A 19,905-nucleotide genomic window follows, 5' to 3' on the forward strand; every position below is an offset into this window, starting at 1 on the left:
TTCAGCGAGAGGTCTGGGCGGACACACCGATCGGACGCTGGCCTGTGGTCGTGCCGGTGTGAACAGGATCGGCTTGGCTTTCACCGTCCTCGTCTTCCAGGCGAACCAGATGCGCCGGCACCCCGGTGGCCGCGCCCCAGTAGTAGATGCCCATCGCGCAGGCCGCCACGACCACTGTGTCGAAGGGATGGGTGAGTACGCCCATGCCGCCGAAGCTGCCGAGCCAGGACAGCACGATGGTCACGGCATAGAAGCCGATCAGCCACGCCGAAGAACGCACTTGTTGGGCCAGGCTCAGGTGTTGGGTCGGCACAAAGCGTCCGCACAGCAGGTACACCACGAACATCAGGATTTGCAGGCCGAGCAACCAGGACACAGTGCTCCAGCCAGACCAGTAGACGATCAGCGCGGCGATGATGAACGACACCGGGCCGAGGACACCCATGCGCTTGACCTTGAACGGGCGCGGCATGTCGGGCGCATTGCGGCGCAGGGCAGCCACGGACACTGGGGCGACGGCGTAGCTCAATACCAGCGCGGCGGAGACCACGTTGATCAGCGCTTCCCAGGAGGGGAAGGGCAGGGTCCAGAACACCGACAGGGCGAAGGTCAGCCACAGCGCCGGACGCGGGATGCCGGACTTTTCGTCAATGCGCGTGAAGATCTTGAAGAAGGTGCCGGTCTGCGCCCAGCCGTAGATCACCCGCGGTGTTGCGTTCATGTAGATGTTGCCGCAACCGCTGGGGGAGATCACCGCGTCGGCCACCACCAGATAAGCCAACCAGCCCACACCCAATGCCAGGGCGATGTCGCGGTAGGGCAGGGCCAGTTCCTTGGCCACGCCGGCCCAACCGTTGGCGAGCATTTCGGTGGGCACGCCGCCGAGGAACGCCACTTGCAACAACACATAGATGGCGGTGGACAGCAGTACGGAGAGGATCAGTGCAATCGGGATGGTGCGTTGTGGATTCTTCACTTCGCTGGCCACCGAGATGATCGGTGTCAGCCCCAGGTAGGCGAAAATAATGCCGCCGGCGGACACCGCCATCTCGACACCTGACAGCCCGAACGGCATGAAGCCCTGGGACTGGAAGTTCTCCGGTTTGAAGAAGGTGAACAGCACGCCGATCACCAGCAGCGGCACGATGAACTTGAACATGCTGATCAAGTTGTTGGCCTTGGCGAACGTTTTCACGCTGTAGTAGTTGAGCATGAAGAACAGGCACAGCAGGCCGAACTGGACCAGCCAGCCAAGCGCCGTTGGATTGCTGGAACCGGACTGGGTCAATGCGGGAAACCACGCAGCGGCATACTGGCGCGCGGCGACCACCTCGATGGCCACCAGGCTGGAAAACGCGATCAGCGTGATGAAGCCCATCAGGTAACCCAGCAACGGGCCGTGGGAGTAAACCGGGTAGCGAACCACACCGCCGGCCCGGGGCAGCGCTGCGCCAAGTTCACAGTAGACGATGCCCAGCAGCAGCACTGCAAAACCGCCCAGCAGCCAGGAAAAGATCCCCGCCGGCCCCGCGATGGCGGACACGTGACTGGCTGCGAACAACCAGCCGGAACCGAAGATGGCCCCCAGTCCGATAAACGTAAGGTCTATCAACGAAAGTTGTTTTTTGAACTTGCCTTGGCCTGACATGGCATCGCCTTCTTGTGAGTTATTGGATAGGCAGGTGTGCACTTCAAGACGCCCCGGTCGGTTTTGCCGAGGAGGGCGGTGGCCATAGAGTGAACTTGGCGGCGTGCCCGCGATTGATGTTTTCCTTGGGTGTCGATGACGAAATCAGCACAATGGGAAATGTCTGATTTTTGCGAGGGACCGGTTGATGACTCAGGATGCGTTTGCGCTGTTGTGCCAGGGCGACGACTCGAATCGCCCCGAATCCATCGAGCAACTGCTGGCAGGTGTCGCGCTTCTGCTGCCCATGCTGGATGTCATTCCGAATGCGGCGATCTTTATCAAGGATGTGCAGGCGCGCTATGTCATGGCCAACCGCACGCTGGTGCAACGCTGTGGCTTGAAGCAGCTAAAACCGCTGCTGGGGAAAACCAGCGCCGAGGTGTTCCCGGAGCAACTGGGGCCTGGTTACACCGAGCAGGACCGGCGGGTGCTGGAGCAGGGGCTGGTGCTGGAAGACCAGCTGGAGCTGCATCTGTACGGCAGCCGGGAACCCGGCTGGTGCCTGACCCATAAACGACCGTTGTATAACCGCCGCAATGAAATCATCGGTCTGGCGGGCATCTCGGTCGACCTGCAATCGGCCAGTGACACGCACCCGGCGTACCAGCGCCTGGCGGCAGTGGACGAGCACATTCGCGCGCATTTCAACCGTCGCGTCACCCTGGGCGAGTTGACGCGCATCGCCGGTATTTCCGTGGCGCAACTGGAACGCTACTGCAAGCGCGTGTTTCACCTGACGCCACGGCAGATGATCCAGAAGGTTCGCCTGGAACACGCGCATCGACTGCTCCACACCGATATGCCGATCACCGAGGTCGCCCTGCAATGCGGCTATACCGACCACAGTGCGTTCACCCGGCAGTTCAAGGCATTGACCGGTTTCACCCCGCGCCAGTACCGGCAGGCCACCGGTCATCAGCAGCCGTCCGGTCTGGATTAGCGACGCGCCGCCAATGGCCCTGTAAACTGGCCGCGCAAAAGGCGCCTGCCTCACCACCTCAAGCAAGAGAGTCCTCATGGCAAACCACGACCTGACCTTCACCCCTGATCCTGATGCGGATTCGATTTCCTCCGACGTTGTCGGTTTCGGCGGTGTGCTGGTCTCCACCCAGATCCCCACCCGCGCCGACGGCAGCCTGGAACTGGGCGACATCACCCTGCAAAGCGAATGCACCCTGCAAGCGCTGAAGGTCGCGCTGGAGCGAGCCGGCAGTTCCATGGACCGCGTGATGCACCTGACCATCTACCTCACCGACATGGCCGACCGCGCCGCGTTCAACGAGGTCTACAAGCGCTACTTCGCCAAACCCTGGCCGGTGCGCGCTGCTGTCGGGGTTGCCTCGTTGGCGGTTGAAGGCATGCGCGTGGAAGTGACCGCGATGGCGGCCAAGGCCTGATCACGGCAACACACACAATACTGTAGGAGCGAGCTTGCTCGCGATGAACCTGAGAGCGACTCGGGGCATCAGGTTGCCAGCGTTATCGTTGACGGCCATCGCGAGCAAGCTCGCTCCTACAGGGATTGAGGCCTGCTCAAAGCACCACCTGGCAGCGCACGGGTGCCGGTCAGGCGTTTCGCCGCTACAATGCACGCCTCGACCGTGACAAGCCTGACTAAAAAAACTATGTCTTTGCCCAAACATCACCTGGAATTGCTCAGCCCTGCCCGCGATGTCGCCATCGCCCGCGAGGCCATCCTGCATGGCGCCGATGCCATCTACATCGGTGGCCCGAGCTTCGGCGCCCGCCACAATGCCTGCAACGAAGTGAGTGATATCGCCCAATTGGTGGAGTTCGCCCGTCGCTACCACGCGCGGGTGTTCACCACCATCAATACCATCCTGCACGACAACGAACTGGAACCGGCCCGCAAGCTGATCCATCAGTTGTACGACGCCGGCGTCGATGCGCTGATCGTCCAGGACCTGGGGGTGATGGAGCTGGACATTCCGCCGATCGAGCTGCACGCCAGTACCCAGACTGACATCCGCACCCTGGAGCGGGCGAAGTTCCTCGATCAGGCCGGTTTCTCGCAACTGGTGCTGGCCCGTGAGCTGAATCTCCAGGAGATCCGCGCCATCGCCGACGAAACCGACGCAGCCATCGAGTTCTTTATCCATGGTGCGTTGTGCGTGGCGTTTTCCGGCCAGTGCAACATTTCCCACGCGCAAACCGGGCGCAGCGCCAACCGTGGCGACTGCTCCCAGGCCTGCCGTCTGCCGTACACCCTCAAGGACGAAAAGGGTGGGGTGATCGCCTACGAAAAGCACCTGCTGTCGATGAAGGACAACAACCAGAGCGCCAACATCCGCGCCCTGGTCGAGGCCGGCGTGCGCTCGTTCAAGATTGAAGGCCGCTACAAGGACATGGGCTATGTGAAAAACATCACTGCCTACTATCGTCAGCGCCTCGACGCCGTGCTCGAAGATCGTCCGGACCTGGCCCGTGCCTCCAGCGGCCGCACCGCGCACTTCTTCCTGCCCGACCCGGAAAAAACCTTCCACCGTGGCAGCACCGATTACTTCGTCACTGACCGCAAGATCGACATTGGCGCCTTTGATTCGCCGACCTTCACCGGTTTGCCGGTGGGTGTGGTCGAAAAAGTCGCCAAGCGTGACATGCAGGTCGTGACGCACGAACCGCTGTCCAACGGCGACGGCCTCAACGTGCTGGTCAAGCGTGAAGTGGTGGGGTTCCGCGCCAACATCGCCGAACCCAAAGGCGAATTCGAAGAGGACGGCGAGAAACGTTATCGCTATCGCGTCGAGCCCAACGAGATGCCGGAGGGGATGTACAAGCTGCGCCCCAATCATCCGCTGAATCGCAACCTTGATCACAACTGGCAACAGGCGCTGCAAAAGACCTCCGCCGAGCGTCGAATTGCCCTGAACTGGGTCGCTTGCCTGCGTGAAGAGCAACTGGAACTGACCGCTACCAGCGAAGAGGGCATCAGCGCCAGCGTCACCCTGGCCGGCCCGTTCGGCGCCGCCAACAAACCGGAACAGGCGCTGGAGCAATTGCAGGATCTGCTCGGCCAACTGGGTACCACGCAGTACCATGCCATCGACATCAAGCTGCACGCGCCGCAGGCGTACTTCATCCCCAACTCGCAGCTCAAGGCCCTGCGCCGTGAAGTGATCGACGCCTTGACCGAAGCGCGGATCGCCGCCCACCCGCGTGGCAGCCGTAAGGCCGAGACCACGCCGCCGCCGGTGTACCCGGAGTCGCACCTGTCCTTCCTGGCCAACGTCTACAACCAGAAGGCCCGCGACTTCTATCACCGCCACGGCGTCAAGCTGATCGACGCGGCCTACGAGGCCCACGAGGAAACCGGCGAGGTGCCGGTGATGATCACCAAGCACTGCCTGCGTTTCTCCTTCAACCTGTGCCCGAAACAGGCCAAGGGCGTGACTGGCGTGCGCACCAAGGTTGCACCGATGCAGCTGATACACGGCGATGAAGTGCTGACGTTGAAGTTCGACTGCAAGCCTTGTGAAATGCACATCATCGGCAAGATGAAAGGCCACATCCTCAACCTGCCGCAACCGGGCAGCGTGGTGGGGCACATCAGCCCCGAAGACCTGCTCAAGACCATCCCGCGCGCACCGCACTGAGTGACCGGTGAGTGCGCCGCAACGGCGCGCTCACCTGTTCCAGCCTGAAACCTCTTTTGCTGAATTCCAGACGCTGACGATAAACCTGGAGCTGGCGGTCGACACTATTTACAGGTATCGGCGACGGCCTTTTCAGCACGTTTGAATTCCTGTTTGACGTCGGTCGGGATGCGTTGCCTTTTCAGTTCCTGACCGAGGAAGGGTTGTTCGCCTCGGGACTGGACCTCAGCCTCCTCGGCCGTTATCTGCGCCTCGATGGCAGCGGCATGCTTGTCGATGACGGCATCGACCTCGGCTTCATTCCTGGCGGTATCGAGTGCCAGGACCAACTGGCCGGCCTCGGCTTTTTCGGCTTCGGCATAGGCTTCGACCGTCAACCCGGAGGCCAAGGCTCGCGCTTGGGTTTCCAGGTCATTCAGATGCTCCCGGGCGGCCTTGCAGACCGCTTCCTGTCGCTGGTTCTGGATGTGTTCCCAGGTGTTCAACCCATAAACCGCGGTCCCGAGTACCAGAAGGGTTGCAGCGGCCCCCATTAATTTGCCTTTCACTTTTGGCGCCCTCAAATGGCAAGGGAAGGGTGTTGCATAAACGATTCCCGATTCAATTCGAGTAAAGAAAAGCGTAGCAGAGCTGTTCGGGCTGAATGTGCGCCGATAAATCCCCGAGATCCGGCTCAACACTAAGCGCCTGTTTTAATGAACAATTTTTTTTGTTTGGGCTTCCCAGACGAGGAAAAAGTTGGTAAATTTGCGCCCACTCTTGCAGCGGCCCTCAGGGAACCAGCCGCGAGAGCAGGCAACAGGTCTTGTTGCCACTCAAGAAAGCGAGTGCCAGGCACTCATCGCAACAGATACAGGGGCGTCGCCAAGCGGTAAGGCAGCAGGTTTTGATCCTGCCATGCGTTGGTTCGAATCCAGCCGCCCCTGCCATTTTTTTATTCCTGCATAATCAGATAACACTCGACCGACGGTTATTATTCGTCGATTCGTTGGTTTTTTGCCTCCCGTTCCCCGGTCGCGCTGGCGCCACTACCGAAAGCGCTCCGGGATGGCCTCGGCAAACGGGTACCAGGAAAAATACGGCCTTGCCTCGTCGATGACCCGCTTGACCGAGGACCTTTGGGCCAACCTGTCGAAATAAGCACTCAAGTGGCGATGATCGCCGGGAAAGGGTACGAGGGTGCTGGCGTAGAACAGTGCCGGGGCGGCGGCACAGTCGGCCATGCTGAACGCGGGGCTGGCGACCCAGGTTCTTGCCGTCAGTTGACGTTCAAGCATGCCGTACGCCGTCATTAGCGCGGCGCGTTCGCGGGTCAGGTCGCCATTTGCGGCATTGATTCTGTCAGCGACGATCTTCTGCATCGGCACCTGGATGTGCAGGTCGAAAAAACGATCCCACAGACGCACCTCCAGCGCGGTTTCCCAGTCGTCCGGAACCAGATGCACCTGACCGGGATGAAGCCGGTCCAGGTACTCAATGATCACACTCGACTCCGGCACATCCTTTTGCCGGGCGTGATCGCGCAGCACCGGAAACTTGCCGATCGGCCACAGCGCTTGGAGCTCGGCCCGGTCAGCCTCGTTGCCCAGGTCTATGACCCTTTTTTCAAACTCGATTCCCAGCTCATAGAGAGCGATCAGCGCTTTGTGGCAGAACGACGAAAGCGGATGGAAATAAAGAGTCAGTGACATCCTGCTATTCCTCGGTGAGATGGAAACCACCTGATTATCCGTCGCTATCGGCCAATGCGCGAGGTGCTCCGCCCTGATGCCCGGCGCCTGCTGTTCGGGTTAGAGTACTAGTCTTCTGGCCTGAACATCAGGCATGCCACGTTTAGGGTCATATCGCCATGCACCAGATCGGACTCATTGTTTACCCCGGCTTCCAGGTTTTGGGCCTGGCCATGTGTGCCGCCTTCGAGTTGGCCAATAGCGCCGGCGACGAGCCGTTGTACCGCATTGCATTGCTGTCCGAGCCGGGTGGCCTGGTGCAAACGTCCGCCGGTTTTGCAGTGCAGACCGAAGCGTTCGACCAGCGCGCGTTCGATACGCTACTGGTCCTGGGCGACAACCTGATCCGCCCGACCACGCCGGGCATGTTGGAGTTTCTGCGCCGCGCCAGCCACGGCACCCGGCGTCTGGGCTCGATTTGCACGGGGGCGATTGCCTTGGCCCAGGCCGGTTTGCTTGATGGTCGGCGGGCGACCACCCACTGGGCGCATGTGTCGGCCTTTCGCAAGGCGTACCCGAACGTGAAGGTCGAGGAAGACCGGATCTTCATCAACGACGGCAACGTCTGGACGGCTGCGGGCATGAGCGCATGCGTCGATCTGGCGCTGGCCCTGGTGGAGAACGATCTGGGCATCGACGTTGCACGCAAGGTGGCGCGGCAATTGGTGGTGTATCACCGGCGTTCCGGCGGGCAGTCGCAGTTTTCGGTGATGCTGGAGCTGGCCCCCAAGACCGATCGCATACAGGCCGCGCTGAATTACGCCAGGCAGAATCTCAAGTCCGCGCTGTCGGTCGAGGAGCTGGCCAGTGCGGCCAATCTCAGCCCTCGGCAATTCAGCCGGGTGTTTCATGCCGAAACCGGCCAGTCTCCGGCCAAGGCCATCGAAAACCTGCGGGTGGAGTCGGCCCGGTTGATGATGGAAACCGGACGGCACTCTATCGATGCGGTAGCGACGGACACCGGCTTTGGTGACCGGGAGCGGATGCGCCGCGCTTTTATTCGTGCGTTCGGGCAGCCGCCGCAGGTGATTCAGCGTGCCAGTCGGGGCTGAATCGTGATGTCCTGAAAGGTGGTGTATACGACATTCAGGCCTTAATATTATTTGCGTAATATTTATCTCGTTGAAACCTTTCCCTCAATGAGATCACCGCCATGACCCTCGTCAAAGCCGCCGCCGTACAAATCAGCCCTGTTCTTTACAGCCGAGAAGGCACCGTCGACAAAGTGGTGCAGAAGATTCTCGAACTCGGCGAGCAGGGTGTGCAATTCGCCGTATTCCCGGAAACCGTGGTGCCGTACTACCCGTACTTTTCCTACGTGCAGTCGCCATTCGAAATGGCCGCCGAACACCTCAAGCTGCTGGACCAGGCGGTCACCGTGCCTTCGCACGCCACCGATGCCATCGGCGCTGCGGCCAGGCAAGCGGGGATGGTCGTGTCCATCGGCGTCAACGAGCGCGATGGCGGCACGTTGTACAACACGCAGTTGCTGTTCGATGCCGACGGCTCGCTGATCCAGCGTCGCCGCAAGATTTCCCCGACCTACCACGAGCGCATGATCTGGGGCATGGGCGACGGCTCCGGCCTGCGGGCCGTCGACAGCGCGGTAGGGCGCATCGGGCAACTGGCCTGCTGGGAGCATTTCAACCCGCTGGCCCGTTATGCCTTGATGGCCGATGGCGAACAGATCCATGCGGCCATGTACCCGGGGTCGTTTGCAGGTCCGCTGTTCGCCTCGCAAATGGAAGTCAGCATTCGTCAGCATGCTCTGGAGGCCGCGTGCTTTGTGGTCAACTCCACGGCGTGGCTGTACCCCGAGCAACAGGCGCAGATCATGGCCGACACCGGTTGCGCCATCGGTCCGATCTCCGGCGGTTGCTACACCGCGATCATCAGCCCGGATGGCTCGGTGCTGGGTTCGTTGCATGAAGGTGAGGGCGAGGTGATCGCCGACCTCGACATGGGCCTGATCGACAAGCGCAAGCGCATGATGGATTCCCGTGGACACTACAGCCGCCCGGAACTGCTGAGCCTGCTGATTGACCGCACGCCGCAATCCCATGTGCATGAGCGCAGCGCGCATCCAAAGCTGGCGGAACAGACCGGGCTGGAAGAGGTGATGGGTTAGTTCCGGGGAAAAAAACAGGGGACTTCATGGAAGTCCCCTTTTTGTTTGTCGGCGTTGCAGCTGTCGTTTCAGCGTCGCCAGAAGCAACGCGCCAGCAGCGCATCGATACCGAGCTTGCCGCCCCCCGACAGCAACAGCGGCGTGAGGGCCACAAGATAGATCAAAGGCAGCTTGAAGTTGCCGTAACCCTTGTTGCTGATGGCATAGCCTTGGGCAAGTTCATTGAGAGTGTGCCAGTCGGCGGGCCAATGGACGGCGGCGGTTGCGACGAGGGTCACCACCATCAGGCTCAGCGCCGAAAAACGTGTGCCCAGGCCCACCAGCAAGGTCAAGGCGAAGATCAGTTCGGCCCACATCGACAGTTCCCAGTTCAGCGTCGCTGGAAGGTGGTCGAACGGAAACGGGAAGCGCTCCTGGATATCGGCGAACCAGTTCTGGCCGTTGAATTTTTCCAGGCCGGACTCGAAGAATTCCCAGGCGAGAAACACCCGCAGCGCCAGGGGGGCAAACCAGTCGCCGGCACGGTCGAGGTTCAGGTGCAGGCCTTTGACGGCCGAAGAAACGGAAGTGTTCATGGGCGTAGTTCTCTTTCAGGTCAGGGCGGCGGGGCAACGGCATACCCCCGAGAGTTGAGCGCTTTGATCGGCTTGGCCAATCGACAGGCGTATTTCATCAATGGGGTGTATCTGCGGTGTGTCGTTGTGGCGGGGTTTTGAGTGCGGGGTGTGTCTGGGGTGGGGCTGTATACACTGAGATACGTAAACGGCCATCGCTTACCCCCTGTGGGAGCGAGCAGGCTCGCTCCCACAGGAAAATTGCTATACATTTTCTGGCCGCCCCCTGCATGGTGAAACCGCTTCATGTCTCTTGCGCTCGAACGTCTAGTCGCTGGCACGCCAATCCCTTTCGCTGGTAATCGTGTCACTGTCGTCAGCCCCGAACTGGCGCAACGCTTCCAGCCCGGTGACCACCTGCTGGTGGAGCAGGTCAGCGGCGAGTTGCTGCTGATTCCCGTGGCGGACCAGCAAGCGGCCAACGTCGCGATCGAGCGCGCCCAGGCGGCATTCACCGCGCTGTCGGCAGTGTCCGATCAAGCCATCAGCGCCTTCTTCGACCTGTTTGCCCAACGCCTGGAAACCGCGCAATGCTGGGCCTTGATCGAAGCCGCCAACCTGGCCGACATCGAACGGGCCAAGGCGCGCGGTCGTTCGACCACCCGGTTGCTGGCCGATGAGCGCATGCGTCGCGACATGATCGCCGGCCTGCGCGCCTGGCGCGATGCACCGGCCAGTCGTGGCAAGGTGATCAGCATCGTCGAGCACGACGGCTGGAAAGTCGAGCAAGTGGTCTCGCCGCTGGGCATCGTCGCGTTCGTCTTCGAAGGCCGGCCGAATGTGTTTGCCGACGCGGCCGGTGTGTTGCGCACCGGCAACACCGCCGTGCTGCGCATCGGCAGTGATGCGTTGGGCACCGCCCAGGCGATCGTCACCCATGCACTGAACCCTGCGCTGAGCGACGCCGGTTTGCCGGCCGGAGCCGTGTCGCTGGTGGAAAGTGTCAACCACGCCGCCGGTTGGGCGATGTTCGCTGACCGACGCCTGTCATTGGCAGTGGCCCGTGGTTCGGGTCGCGCCGTCAGCCAGTTGGGGAGCATCGCGCAGCAGGCTGGCACGGCGGTCAGCCTGCACGGCACCGGTGGCGCCTGGTTGATCGCCAACACCGATGCCGACGCCCCGCGCTTTGCCGCCGTGGTGCGCAACTCCCTGGACCGCAAGGTCTGCAACACCCTGAACGTCTGCCTGATTCACCGCGACCGCGCCGCTGAACTGGTGCCGCTGTTCCTCGACGCACTCAAGCAGGCCGGCACCGCACGGGGCCAGGGCTGCAAGCTGCATATCGTTGAAGGCAGCGAGTCGCACCTGCCGCAAGACTGGCTGGCTGCAACGGTCCAGGTATACCGTGCCGAAGGCTATCAGAGCGAGGCGCAGGCCGAGCCGTTGCCGGAAGATCAATTGGGCCGTGAATGGGAGTGGGAAGAAACCCCGGAAATCAGCTTGAAGATCGTCGACAACCTGGACGATGCCATTACCTTGTTTAATCGCTACAGCCCGCAATTCACCGTGTCATTGATCAGTGAAAGTGCCGAGGCTCAGGAGCGTTTCTACAACGCGGTCAACGCGCCTTTTGTCGGCAATGGCATCACCCGTTGGGTCGATGGCCAGTACGCGTTGAACAAGCCGGAACTGGGGCTTTCGAACTGGGAGAGCGGGCGCCTGTTTGCTCGCAGTGCGATTCTCTCGGGTGATGGCGTGTTTACCATTCGTAGTCGCATGACCCAGGTCGATCTGGGCGTCAAACGCTGAGATGGCGGAACTTGTGACTGCTGCAAGCCTGCTCCCACAGTTGATTTTTATTCCAACATAAAAAAGCCTGCTCCTTATCGGGAGCAGGCCTTGTTTATCAATAAGTCAGTTATGACTCATCTTAATCAGTAGAACCGGTCAATCACCCGAACTTCGTTCTGGTTCTGCATCGAGGCCCAGGCCTGTTTCAGGGTTTGCAGAACATTACCGATGAAGTCCTTGTCGGCCGCGGCCTTCTTGCCGACATAGCCCTGGCCGCGACGGTACATCTTCAGTCGGGCGAGCAGGTTCTGGTTGTTCTGGTCGAACTCTGCTTCATGGGCGTGCGGCGACAGGCAGTCGATATGAACCTGGCCACACTTGCTGATCCAGAGAATATGGTTGTCGTGGCTGTCTTTCTTTGCAGCGAAGATACGAGCCAGTTCATCGATAGTTGGTTGATTGTTCAGATTCATCATAAAGCCCCTTGACCAATTGGTGATCTTTCAAAGTTGATTCGCTAATACAGGTAGCCCATCGGTTAGTTGATCCCTGGCACCGAAACCAGGACGTCAGCGTTCGACCGCCTTATCGGGCGGGGTCCTGCGTCTGTTGCATGTAGTCGTGTTGAATAACTGCTACGCAATAGCGTCACAACGAAGAGAAGCGGCGAAAACCTTAAGGCCACTGCCGACATTTTCAGGGTCGGCCACAAGCTTCATGAGGATTGCTCGCCAAGACTTCTCGCCCTTGTACTGGACGTTCAGGCCAGGTCAGCTTCTTCAATCTGCCTTGTGGGCAGCGTGTATCCGGGAAAAACAGCTCGGCGGTCAGACGAGCTTGCTCAAACGTGTTGCCTGTACTCCCGATCGGGGAGACGTCTGCATCATGCAAGGGCAAATCGGAGGCGTCAACGGTTTTGTAGTGAATATTTTTAGTCACTACATATTGTCGGACAAAGCTGTTGGGAATTAGCGGGTGGAGTCGAAGGTGTGTCGGTCAGGACGACAAAGGCGGACACTCAAAGCGGTAAAAAGTGCAGGGATAGCGGTCTACCACCTGCTGATGCAAGGTGAGCCCGGCAACGTTGAGCCCCGGCATCACGGCGGCCCAGAACAGGCGCGCCGGCTGATTCGCCTCGATGTGGAAAATCTGCCATTGACCGGGGAACCGACTCAAGAGGGTGGAAACGACAAATCGCGCGACACCCCGGCCACGAAAGCGTCGACTGACAAACAGATAGCCGATGTTGTAGTCGGCACCGGATAGATGGACCTGGTTATCCACGGTCACGAAGCCGGCCAGTTCACCGTCGACCTTGATCAGGAAGGGTCGGGTAGCCGGGTTTCGCCAGTAGTCGGGCATGGGCAGGATGTTGAAGAAACCGTATTCGCCCAGTTTCAGCGGTAACCATTCGCTGAAGTCGTAGGTATAGAACTGCATAAGGTTCTCGATGGTTTCCAGTTCATCGCGTTGGGCGGCGTGCAGTTCTATCGAAGGCATACGGGTTGGCTCCAGTTACGCCGGGGCAGGTACACCCTTCATTATGGTTGGCCACAAGGTTCGGTGTCGGGTTCAGGTTTTGCTTGCCGGCTTTGCCCCGCGCCTGGTGCCGCTCGATGGTTTGCGCGGGGCGCTCTTGCGCTTTTTCTTCCATGGGGTTGCGGCGCGCCCGCCGGGCGGTGGACCACTGATGGTCAGGCTCAGGCCGGCACAGCGACTGACCTGCTTGCTCATCCACGCCGCCTGTTTGGTGACGAACTCTTCCAGGCTCATTTCCCCGCTTTGCACCATGTCCAGCGCCTGCTCCCAGATCGCCGTGGTGCCCGGATCGGCGATGGCCCGGGGTACGGCGTCGATCAGGCTGAACGCGGCCGGCGTGGCGGCCAGGGCCTTGCCGTTCTTGACCAGATAACCACGGTCGAGCAGGCCCTGAATGATCGACGCACGCGTCGCTTCGGTGCCGATGCCGGTGGTGTCCTTGAGCTTTTGCTTGAGCAGCGGGTCTTGCACCAGTTTGGCGACATTCTTCATGGCCTTGATCAGGTCGCCTTCCGTAAACGGCTTTGGCGGTTGCGTCCAGAGGTCCTTGAATTGCACGCCGGCCACTGCGCAGTCGATGCCTTCGGCCAGGTTGGGCAGAGTCTGCGGTGCCGGGGCTTCGCGCCCCTTGGCCGGAGCCAGTGCTTCGGGCAGGGCGCGTTTCCAGCCCGGCTCGATGATCTGCTTGCCGACAGCGCGCAAGGCCTCGCCGGCGCAGTCGAAATCGGCCTGGGTGCGGTCGTATTCGTGATTGGGCAGGAACTGCGCCAGGTATCGGGCGCGGATCAGGGTGTAGACCGCACGCTGTTTGCCCGCCAGACGTTCGAGGTTCTTCGCCGCAGCCGTGGGGATGATGCCGTGGTGAGCGCTGACCTTGGCATCGTTCCAGGCCCGTGAGCGCCGTTGCGGATCAAGGTGATCGTGCAAGGCGTTCAACGCCGGATCGGCCTGGCGCAATGCCGCCAGAATGGCCGGAGCCTCGCTGTGCTGACTCAGGGGCAAGTAGCCGCAATCACTGCGCGGATAGGTAATGACTTTGTGGGTCTCGTACAGCGCCTGGGCAATGTCGAGGGTTTCCTGGGCGCCGAGGCCGAGTTTCTTTGAGCAGACCTCCTGCAGGGTACCCAGGTCGAACGGCAGTGGGGCCACTTCGCGCATCCGTTCGGTGCGCAGTTTGATCACCCGCGCACTGGCCGCGCCGCTCATGGCGGCCGCAGCTTGTTGCGCCAATGCCTGATTCAGACAGCGGTCCTGGTCGTCGCATAGCTCGGATGCCGCGCGCCATTGCGCCGTGAACGCGGTGCCGTTGTGCAACAGTTGCACGTCGATGGCCCAATAGGGGACGGGCACAAAGTCGGCGATGCTGCGATCGCGATCCACCACCAGGCGCAAGGTCGGCGTTTGCACCCGGCCGACCGGCAACACGCCTTGATAGCCAGACTGGCGCCCCAGCAGGGTGAACAGCCGACTCATGTTCATGCCGATCAGCCAGTCGGCCCGGGAACGCCCCAGGGCCGAGTGATAGAGGCTGAAGGTCTCGTTCCCCGGTTTGAGGGCCGCGAGGGCCTTGCGGATGGACGCATCGTCCAGCGCCGACAACCAGAGCCGGCGGATCGGCCCGCGATAGCGGCAATGCTCCACCAGTTCCCGGGCGATCATCTCGCCCTCGCGGTCGGCGTCCGTGGCAATGATCAGTTCGGACGCCTCACCGAGCAGGCGCTTGACCGCCTTGTACTGGCTGGCGGTGCGCGGCTTGACGGTCATTTTCCATTTTTCGGGAATGATCGGCAGGTCGGCCAGCACCCAGCGCTTGTAGCGCGCGTCGTAGGCATCCGGCGGTGCGGTTTCCAGCAAGTGGCCGATGCACCAGGTCACCGTGACGTCCGTTCCCAGCCAACAGCCATCGCCCCGGCGCCGGGCGCCGAGGACTGCTGCAATGTCTTTGGCCTGGGAAGGTTTTTCACAGAGGTACAGCCGCATAACCACCATCGTCGATCAATGTGCCGGAGATGCACAGAATGGCGCTTGATGAACGATGGAGCAATCTTTATCTGTATGGATGTACAGGTTTGTGTGTCGCTCCCGTTCGGCTGCGAAGCAGTCGCGAGGGTAAAACTTGGGTTATACCTGATAAATCGTGGTTTCAGGTTTTGGGGGCTGCTGCGCAGCCCATCGCGGGCAAGCCACGCTGCCACATCGATTTGCAGGTCCATTACCGTCATGAGGAACGTTTTCCATGAAAAGCTCCGGTCCTAGCCCTGTCATCACCATCGCCGAGCAGCCTGGCTGTCTGTTGGTAAAATTTCACGGCATTCAAGTGGCCGCCTCGGCGCGGGCCCTGGTGTTGCTGGAGGCCAACTACCCGCCGGTGTACTACGTGCCGCGAGAGGACATCGACGAGAAGTATTTCGCCCGCACCGACCACACCAGTTATTGCCCCTACAAGGGCGATGCCAGTTATTTCAGCCTGCAGGTGCCGGGGCATGAAAGCGCCAACGCGGTGTGGAGTTACGAAAACCCCAAGATATCTGTCGAACAGATTCGAGAGTACGTGGCGTTCTACCCGGATCAAGTGAAGTTCGAGCTGCTTGATGCCGAGGTTTGATTGTCGTTTTCAAGCGATAAGACAGTCACGATTCAACGGTTATCCCCCAGATCGGCAAATTCCGGAATGTCCTTCTGCTCACTCGGACATTCTGGATTGCCCCCATGGCTATTGCCAATCAGCTCTTACAAATATGACAATGCGAGTCATTATCACTCGCGAATTATTCCACTCTCATGTCCGCCAATGATTTATCCCTGCGCAGCGCCGTCAACGACCTGTATTGCGACCATCACGGTTGGCTCCATGGCTGGCTGCGCAAGCGTCTGGGGAACGCGTTCGATGCCGCGGACCTGGCGCAGGACACCTTTGTCCGGGTGATCAAGGCACGCAGCGCACTGGAGATCCGCGAGCCGCGGCCTTATCTGTCAATGATCGCCAAGGGGTTGTTGATTGATCTGTTTCGCCGCCGCTCGCTGGAGCAATCCTATCTTGAAGCGTTGGCCGCCACTCCCGAACGGCAACAGCCATCGCTGGAGGAACAGGCGATTTTGCTGCAAGCACTGATGGAGATTGATCGGTTGCTGCAAGGACTGGGGCCGAAGATCAAGCAGAGTTTCATCCTCTCGCAGTTCGATGGCCTGACCTACCCACAAATCGCCGAGCGCCTGGGCGTCAGCGTGCGTACGGTAAACAACCACATGGCCAAGGCCATGGAGCATTGCTGTCTGATGCAAATCCAGTTGCAGCTCGCATGAGCCTGTCGCCCGCCGAACTGAAAGCGATCAGCAGCGCCGCGCAGTGGTACGCGCGGCTTCACTCCGGTGTTGCAACGGATGCCGATCAGGTGGCCTGGCGCGCCTGGCTGGCGGCTGATCCTGGGCATCACCAGGCCTGGCAGCGCATGACCGACGTCGGTGAGCAGATGGCTCGGGTTCCGGGTGCACTGGCTGCGCCGGCCTTGCGCGGAGCCGATCGATCCCGTCGCCAGGTGCTGCGCAGCGTGCTGGTGCTGGCGTCGGCGGGCTCCCTCGGGTGGTTGGGCTGGCGCAGTGAGGTAACCCGGGACCTGTTCGCCGACTACCGCACGGCCATCGGCGAGCGCCGGGAATTTCGCCTGGCCGATGGCAGCTCGCTGCTGCTCAACACCCAGACGTCGGTCAACCTGCGTTTCGATGGCCGGCAGCGGGTGCTGGAGTTGCTGGCGGGGGAAATTCTCGTTTCGACCGCCGTCGACCCGGCGCAGCGGCCGTTCAAGGTTGTCACTCGAGATGGCGAGGTCCGGGCGTTGGGCACGCGGTTTATCGTCCGCTCCCAGGCACGCGGCAGCGAAGTGGCGGTGCTGGAAAAGGCCGTAGAGGTGAGCGTGTCACCATCGAAGGCACGGCTGGAGGCTGGTCAACGCATGGCCTTCGGTCCTGCCGGGTTGGGTGCAATGCAATCGAGCGATGCCTCGGTCGGGGCGTGGCGTCAGGGCAGCATTATTGCGATCAACCGCCCCTTGGCCGAGTTGCTGGCCGATCTTTCGCGCTATCGCAGGGGTGTTCTGCGCTGCGATTCGAGCATCGCCGACCTGAAGGTTTCCGGTTCTTTTCCGATTGACGACACAGACTTGGCGCTGGCAGCGCTGGAGAGTGGTTTGTCGTTGCGTGTCACCCGCTACAGCCGCTATTGGGTCAATGTTTCCGGTGGTGCTACGGGATAATCCGCGACGCCGATAAAAATAATTTCTGCTCCATTGCACTATTCATGCGCATCGTTCGGCTCATCCCCCAATGAGTTTTTATTGATCGTTTGGGGGAGGGTAAGCATGTTTCGGGTGTACCAGTCTGGTCGTCTGGCGACCGCGGTGAAGTTCGGATTATTGGCGGCTACGACAACCGGTTCATGGTCTGCTGCAACGTACGCCGCGCCGGTGCCGGCGCAACAACAGCGTTCGGTTCAATCCTTCGATATCGCCGGCGGCAGCCTGACTGAAGTCCTCAGTCGTTTTGCCAGCGCGGCAGGCGCGGCCATTTCGTTCGATGCGCGGCAAACCGACGGTTTCAGTTCCCCCGGGCTGAAAGGCTCTTTCGGTGTCAGTGAAGGCTTTGCACGCATACTCGGAGGCAGCGGCCTGCAAGCCGAGCCCCAGGGCAACGGTACTTACATGCTGCGGGCGGCGCCTGTGTCCGGTTCGGCGCTGGAACTGGGCGCCACCAACATCAATGGGCAGGAGCTGGGCGCGACGACCGAGAACAGCGGGTCGTACACCACCGGAGCGATCACTATCGGCAAAGGCGAACACTCCCTGCGGGAAACACCGCAATCGGTGACGGTGATGACCCGCAAGATGCTCGATGACCAGAACCTCAACACCATCGATCAAGTGATGGAGAAGACCCCGGGCATCACCGTCTACGACTCGACCATGGGCGGCAAATACTTTTACTCGCGCGGTTTCCGCATGTCCGGCCAGTACCAGTACGACGGCGTGCCACTGGACATGGGCAACCTCTACGTTCAGGCCGACAGTTTCAGCGGGGACATGGCGTATTACGACCGGGTAGAAATCCTGCGCGGTGCCGCCGGCATGATGAAAGGCGCGGGCGGCACGGCGGGCGGTGTGAACTTCGTGCGCAAACGCGGGCAAGCGACGCCTCACACCGAGATCACCTTGTCGGGCGGCAGTTACGACAACTATCGCGCACAGGTCGACACCGGCGGCCCACTGAACGATTCGGGCACCCTGCGCGGCCGCGCCGTGATTGCTGAGCAGAGCCGGCATTACTTTATCGACGATGCCAGTCGCAAGGACCAGGTGTATTACGGCGCGCTCGATGTCGACTTGAGCCCGGACACCACGCTCGGACTGGGCCTGGCCTATGAAGATGTCGACGCCAACCCGTGCTGGGGCGGGTTGCCGCGCTACAAGGATGGCAGCGACCTCAAGCTCAGTCGTTCAACCTGCCTCGATCCGTCGTGGAACACCTGGCGCAGTAAACGCACCACCGTCTTCAGCGATCTCAAACACCAGATCAACGAAGACTGGGCATTGAAAGTCGCCAGCGTTTACACAAAAAACACCCAGGACATCAAATACGCGTTCGCCTCCGGGGCGGTAACGCCTGGCGTGGATACCACCGGTGTGCTGGGCAGCATGTACGACTACGATCAAGTCGACTACGGCCTCGACGCCTACGTGGATGGCAAGTTCGATGGGTTCGGCCTGCAACACGAACTGGTGGTGGGTTTCAATGCCAGTCGTTCGAACAAGGACGACTTCTACTCGGTGGCGTTTCTGCCGCAACGGCAAAATGTGTTCAATCCCGACAAACATATTCCGGAGCCGGACGACAGTTTCTTCATCGACAACTCGTCTCGTGGCGGTCCGGTCGATAGCGTGACCAAACAGAAGGGGGCTTACTCGACCTTGCGCCTGAAACTGGCTGAACCGTTGACCTTCGTCGTTGGCAGCCGCGTGAGCTGGTACAGCTCCAATACCGATTCGGTGTTCATCAGGTCGGGTACGTCCGAACACGCCAGCACCAAGGAAACGGGGCAGGTCACACCTTTTGCCGGGCTGTTGCTTGACCTCAATGAAAACCTCACGGCCTATACCAGCTATGCGGAAATCTTCACGCCCCAGGGTAACTTGCGGGCCGAAGACGGCTCGACCCTCAAGCCTCTGGTGGGCCAGAGCTATGAACTGGGGATCAAGGGGGCGTGGTTCGACGGTCGCTTGAACAGCTCTTTCAATCTGTTTCGCACGATCCAGAAAGACCAGGCGCAAACCGACTACAACTCGTCTTGCTCATCCTCTGACGGCTATTGCTACGTCAATGCCGGCAAGGTCCGGGCCCAAGGCTTCGAGGCGGAAATCAGCGGTGAAGTCATTGAGCGATTGCAATTGCTGGCGGGTTACACCTACACCCAGACCAAGACCCTGGATGACATCGACACGAGTCTGAACGGCGCTGCGTTCAACAGCTATGTGCCTCGACATGTATTGCGCATGTGGGGCGACTACACCCTGAGCGGGTCTCTTGAAAGGTTCAGCATTGGTGCCGGCGTCAACGCGCAGAGCGATAACTTTCGGGTTTCACCCAACAGTGCAAAAAAGATCAGCCAGTCGGGTTATGCCGTCTGGAACGGTCGCATAGGCTATCGCATTGACGACACCTGGTCGGTTGCGCTAAACGGCAACAACCTGTTCGACAAGCGTTACTACGCCACGATCGGGACCGAGACGTTTGGCAATTACTACGGTGATCCACGCAACTTCATGGTGTCGGTCAAGGCCAGCTTCTGACGCTGCGCAACCCCCTGTAGGAG

The 19,905-nt window shown here is 60.5% G+C and carries 17 protein-coding genes and 1 tRNA gene; 11 read left to right on the plus strand and 7 right to left on the minus strand.

The genetic code is table 11. From position 1 onward, the window contains the following. Position 1 precedes the first annotated feature (1 nt). Entirely contained in the window at positions 2 to 1,648 is a 1,647-nt protein-coding gene (locus AC1Q6Y_RS27030; protein WP_492625533.1) for an APC family permease, read from the minus strand. 187 nt (positions 1,649 to 1,835) lie between these two features. On the opposite strand from AC1Q6Y_RS27030, the gene AC1Q6Y_RS27035 reads away from it, so the two are divergent. From AC1Q6Y_RS27035 to AC1Q6Y_RS27045, 3 genes are all read left to right on the plus strand, one after another. Next, complete coding sequence (locus tag AC1Q6Y_RS27035) at positions 1,836 to 2,630, plus strand: AraC family transcriptional regulator (RefSeq protein ID WP_057715245.1); 795 nt, start codon at positions 1,836 to 1,838, stop codon at positions 2,628 to 2,630. Between the two features lie 76 nt (positions 2,631 to 2,706). After that, on the plus strand, positions 2,707 to 3,087 hold the full coding sequence (locus AC1Q6Y_RS27040) for a RidA family protein (protein ID WP_008021538.1): 381 nt from the start codon (positions 2,707 to 2,709) through the stop codon (positions 3,085 to 3,087). Between the two features lie 228 nt (positions 3,088 to 3,315). Next, the gene (locus tag AC1Q6Y_RS27045; RefSeq protein ID WP_492625534.1) at positions 3,316 to 5,304 is read left to right on the plus strand and encodes a peptidase U32 family protein; all 1,989 of its coding nucleotides are present in this window, start codon (positions 3,316 to 3,318) and stop codon (positions 5,302 to 5,304) included. A gap of 104 nt (positions 5,305 to 5,408) precedes the next feature. Here the strand turns inward: AC1Q6Y_RS27045 and AC1Q6Y_RS27050 are convergent, their stop codons facing one another. Beyond that, positions 5,409 to 5,837 (minus strand): hypothetical protein, encoded by a 429-nt coding sequence (locus AC1Q6Y_RS27050; protein ID WP_057715243.1) that lies wholly within the window; start codon positions 5,835 to 5,837, stop codon positions 5,409 to 5,411. Positions 5,838 to 6,158: 321 nt separating this feature from the next. Between AC1Q6Y_RS27050 and AC1Q6Y_RS27055 the strand changes: the two genes are divergently transcribed. Next, positions 6,159 to 6,233: transfer RNA gene (locus AC1Q6Y_RS27055), tRNA-Gln, on the plus strand. 99 nt (positions 6,234 to 6,332) lie between these two features. On the opposite strand, the gene AC1Q6Y_RS27060 is transcribed toward AC1Q6Y_RS27055, so the two are convergent. Then, the gene (locus AC1Q6Y_RS27060) at positions 6,333 to 6,995 is read right to left on the minus strand and encodes a glutathione S-transferase family protein (RefSeq protein WP_492625535.1); all 663 of its coding nucleotides are present in this window, start codon (positions 6,993 to 6,995) and stop codon (positions 6,333 to 6,335) included. A 158-nt stretch (positions 6,996 to 7,153) separates the two neighbouring features. On the opposite strand from AC1Q6Y_RS27060, the gene AC1Q6Y_RS27065 reads away from it, so the two are divergent. Further along, positions 7,154 to 8,086, plus strand: a complete 933-nt coding sequence (locus AC1Q6Y_RS27065; protein WP_057715241.1) for a GlxA family transcriptional regulator — start codon at positions 7,154 to 7,156, stop codon at positions 8,084 to 8,086. Between the two features lie 101 nt (positions 8,087 to 8,187). Then, positions 8,188 to 9,162 (plus strand): nitrilase-related carbon-nitrogen hydrolase, encoded by a 975-nt coding sequence (locus AC1Q6Y_RS27070; RefSeq protein WP_057715240.1) that lies wholly within the window; start codon positions 8,188 to 8,190, stop codon positions 9,160 to 9,162. 68 nt (positions 9,163 to 9,230) lie between these two features. Here AC1Q6Y_RS27070 and AC1Q6Y_RS27075 read toward each other — a convergent pair whose 3' ends face one another. Continuing rightward, a complete protein-coding gene (locus AC1Q6Y_RS27075; protein ID WP_057715239.1) occupies positions 9,231 to 9,737 on the minus strand; it encodes an HvfX family Cu-binding RiPP maturation protein in 507 nt (168 codons plus the stop codon). A gap of 285 nt (positions 9,738 to 10,022) precedes the next feature. On the opposite strand from AC1Q6Y_RS27075, the gene AC1Q6Y_RS27080 reads away from it, so the two are divergent. Further along, positions 10,023 to 11,525 carry an aldehyde dehydrogenase family protein gene (locus tag AC1Q6Y_RS27080; protein ID WP_492625536.1) on the plus strand — a complete coding sequence of 501 codons (1,503 nt, stop codon included), beginning with the start codon at positions 10,023 to 10,025 and terminating at the stop codon, positions 11,523 to 11,525. 125 nt (positions 11,526 to 11,650) lie between these two features. Here the strand turns inward: AC1Q6Y_RS27080 and AC1Q6Y_RS27085 are convergent, their stop codons facing one another. From AC1Q6Y_RS27085 to AC1Q6Y_RS27095, 3 genes are all read right to left on the minus strand, one after another. Beyond that, positions 11,651 to 11,980 carry a hypothetical protein gene (locus tag AC1Q6Y_RS27085; RefSeq protein WP_032829393.1) on the minus strand — a complete coding sequence of 110 codons (330 nt, stop codon included), beginning with the start codon at positions 11,978 to 11,980 and terminating at the stop codon, positions 11,651 to 11,653. 523 nt (positions 11,981 to 12,503) lie between these two features. Beyond that, positions 12,504 to 13,007 carry a GNAT family N-acetyltransferase gene (locus AC1Q6Y_RS27090; RefSeq protein WP_218498278.1) on the minus strand — a complete coding sequence of 168 codons (504 nt, stop codon included), beginning with the start codon at positions 13,005 to 13,007 and terminating at the stop codon, positions 12,504 to 12,506. Positions 13,008 to 13,079: 72 nt separating this feature from the next. Next, complete coding sequence (locus tag AC1Q6Y_RS27095; RefSeq protein ID WP_154862297.1) at positions 13,080 to 15,026, minus strand: DNA topoisomerase III; 1,947 nt, start codon at positions 15,024 to 15,026, stop codon at positions 13,080 to 13,082. Between the two features lie 256 nt (positions 15,027 to 15,282). On the opposite strand from AC1Q6Y_RS27095, the gene AC1Q6Y_RS27100 reads away from it, so the two are divergent. The 4 genes from AC1Q6Y_RS27100 (at position 15,283) to AC1Q6Y_RS27115 (ending at position 19,882) form a co-directional block, all read left to right on the plus strand. After that, entirely contained in the window at positions 15,283 to 15,651 is a 369-nt protein-coding gene (locus tag AC1Q6Y_RS27100) for a DUF427 domain-containing protein (protein ID WP_090454941.1), read from the plus strand. A 176-nt stretch (positions 15,652 to 15,827) separates the two neighbouring features. Beyond that, positions 15,828 to 16,349 carry a sigma-70 family RNA polymerase sigma factor gene (locus tag AC1Q6Y_RS27105; RefSeq protein WP_057715235.1) on the plus strand — a complete coding sequence of 174 codons (522 nt, stop codon included), beginning with the start codon at positions 15,828 to 15,830 and terminating at the stop codon, positions 16,347 to 16,349. Further along, entirely contained in the window at positions 16,346 to 17,296 is a 951-nt protein-coding gene (locus AC1Q6Y_RS27110; RefSeq protein WP_492625537.1) for a FecR domain-containing protein, read from the plus strand. The genes AC1Q6Y_RS27105 and AC1Q6Y_RS27110 overlap by 4 nt, the downstream gene beginning before the upstream one ends. A 105-nt stretch (positions 17,297 to 17,401) precedes the next feature. Further along, positions 17,402 to 19,882, plus strand: coding sequence for a TonB-dependent siderophore receptor (locus AC1Q6Y_RS27115; RefSeq protein WP_492625538.1), 2,481 nt, complete (start codon positions 17,402 to 17,404; stop codon positions 19,880 to 19,882). Positions 19,883 to 19,905: the final 23 nt, after the last annotated feature.

The organism is Pseudomonas sp. GW823-FHT06E10, from assembly GCF_058794995.1.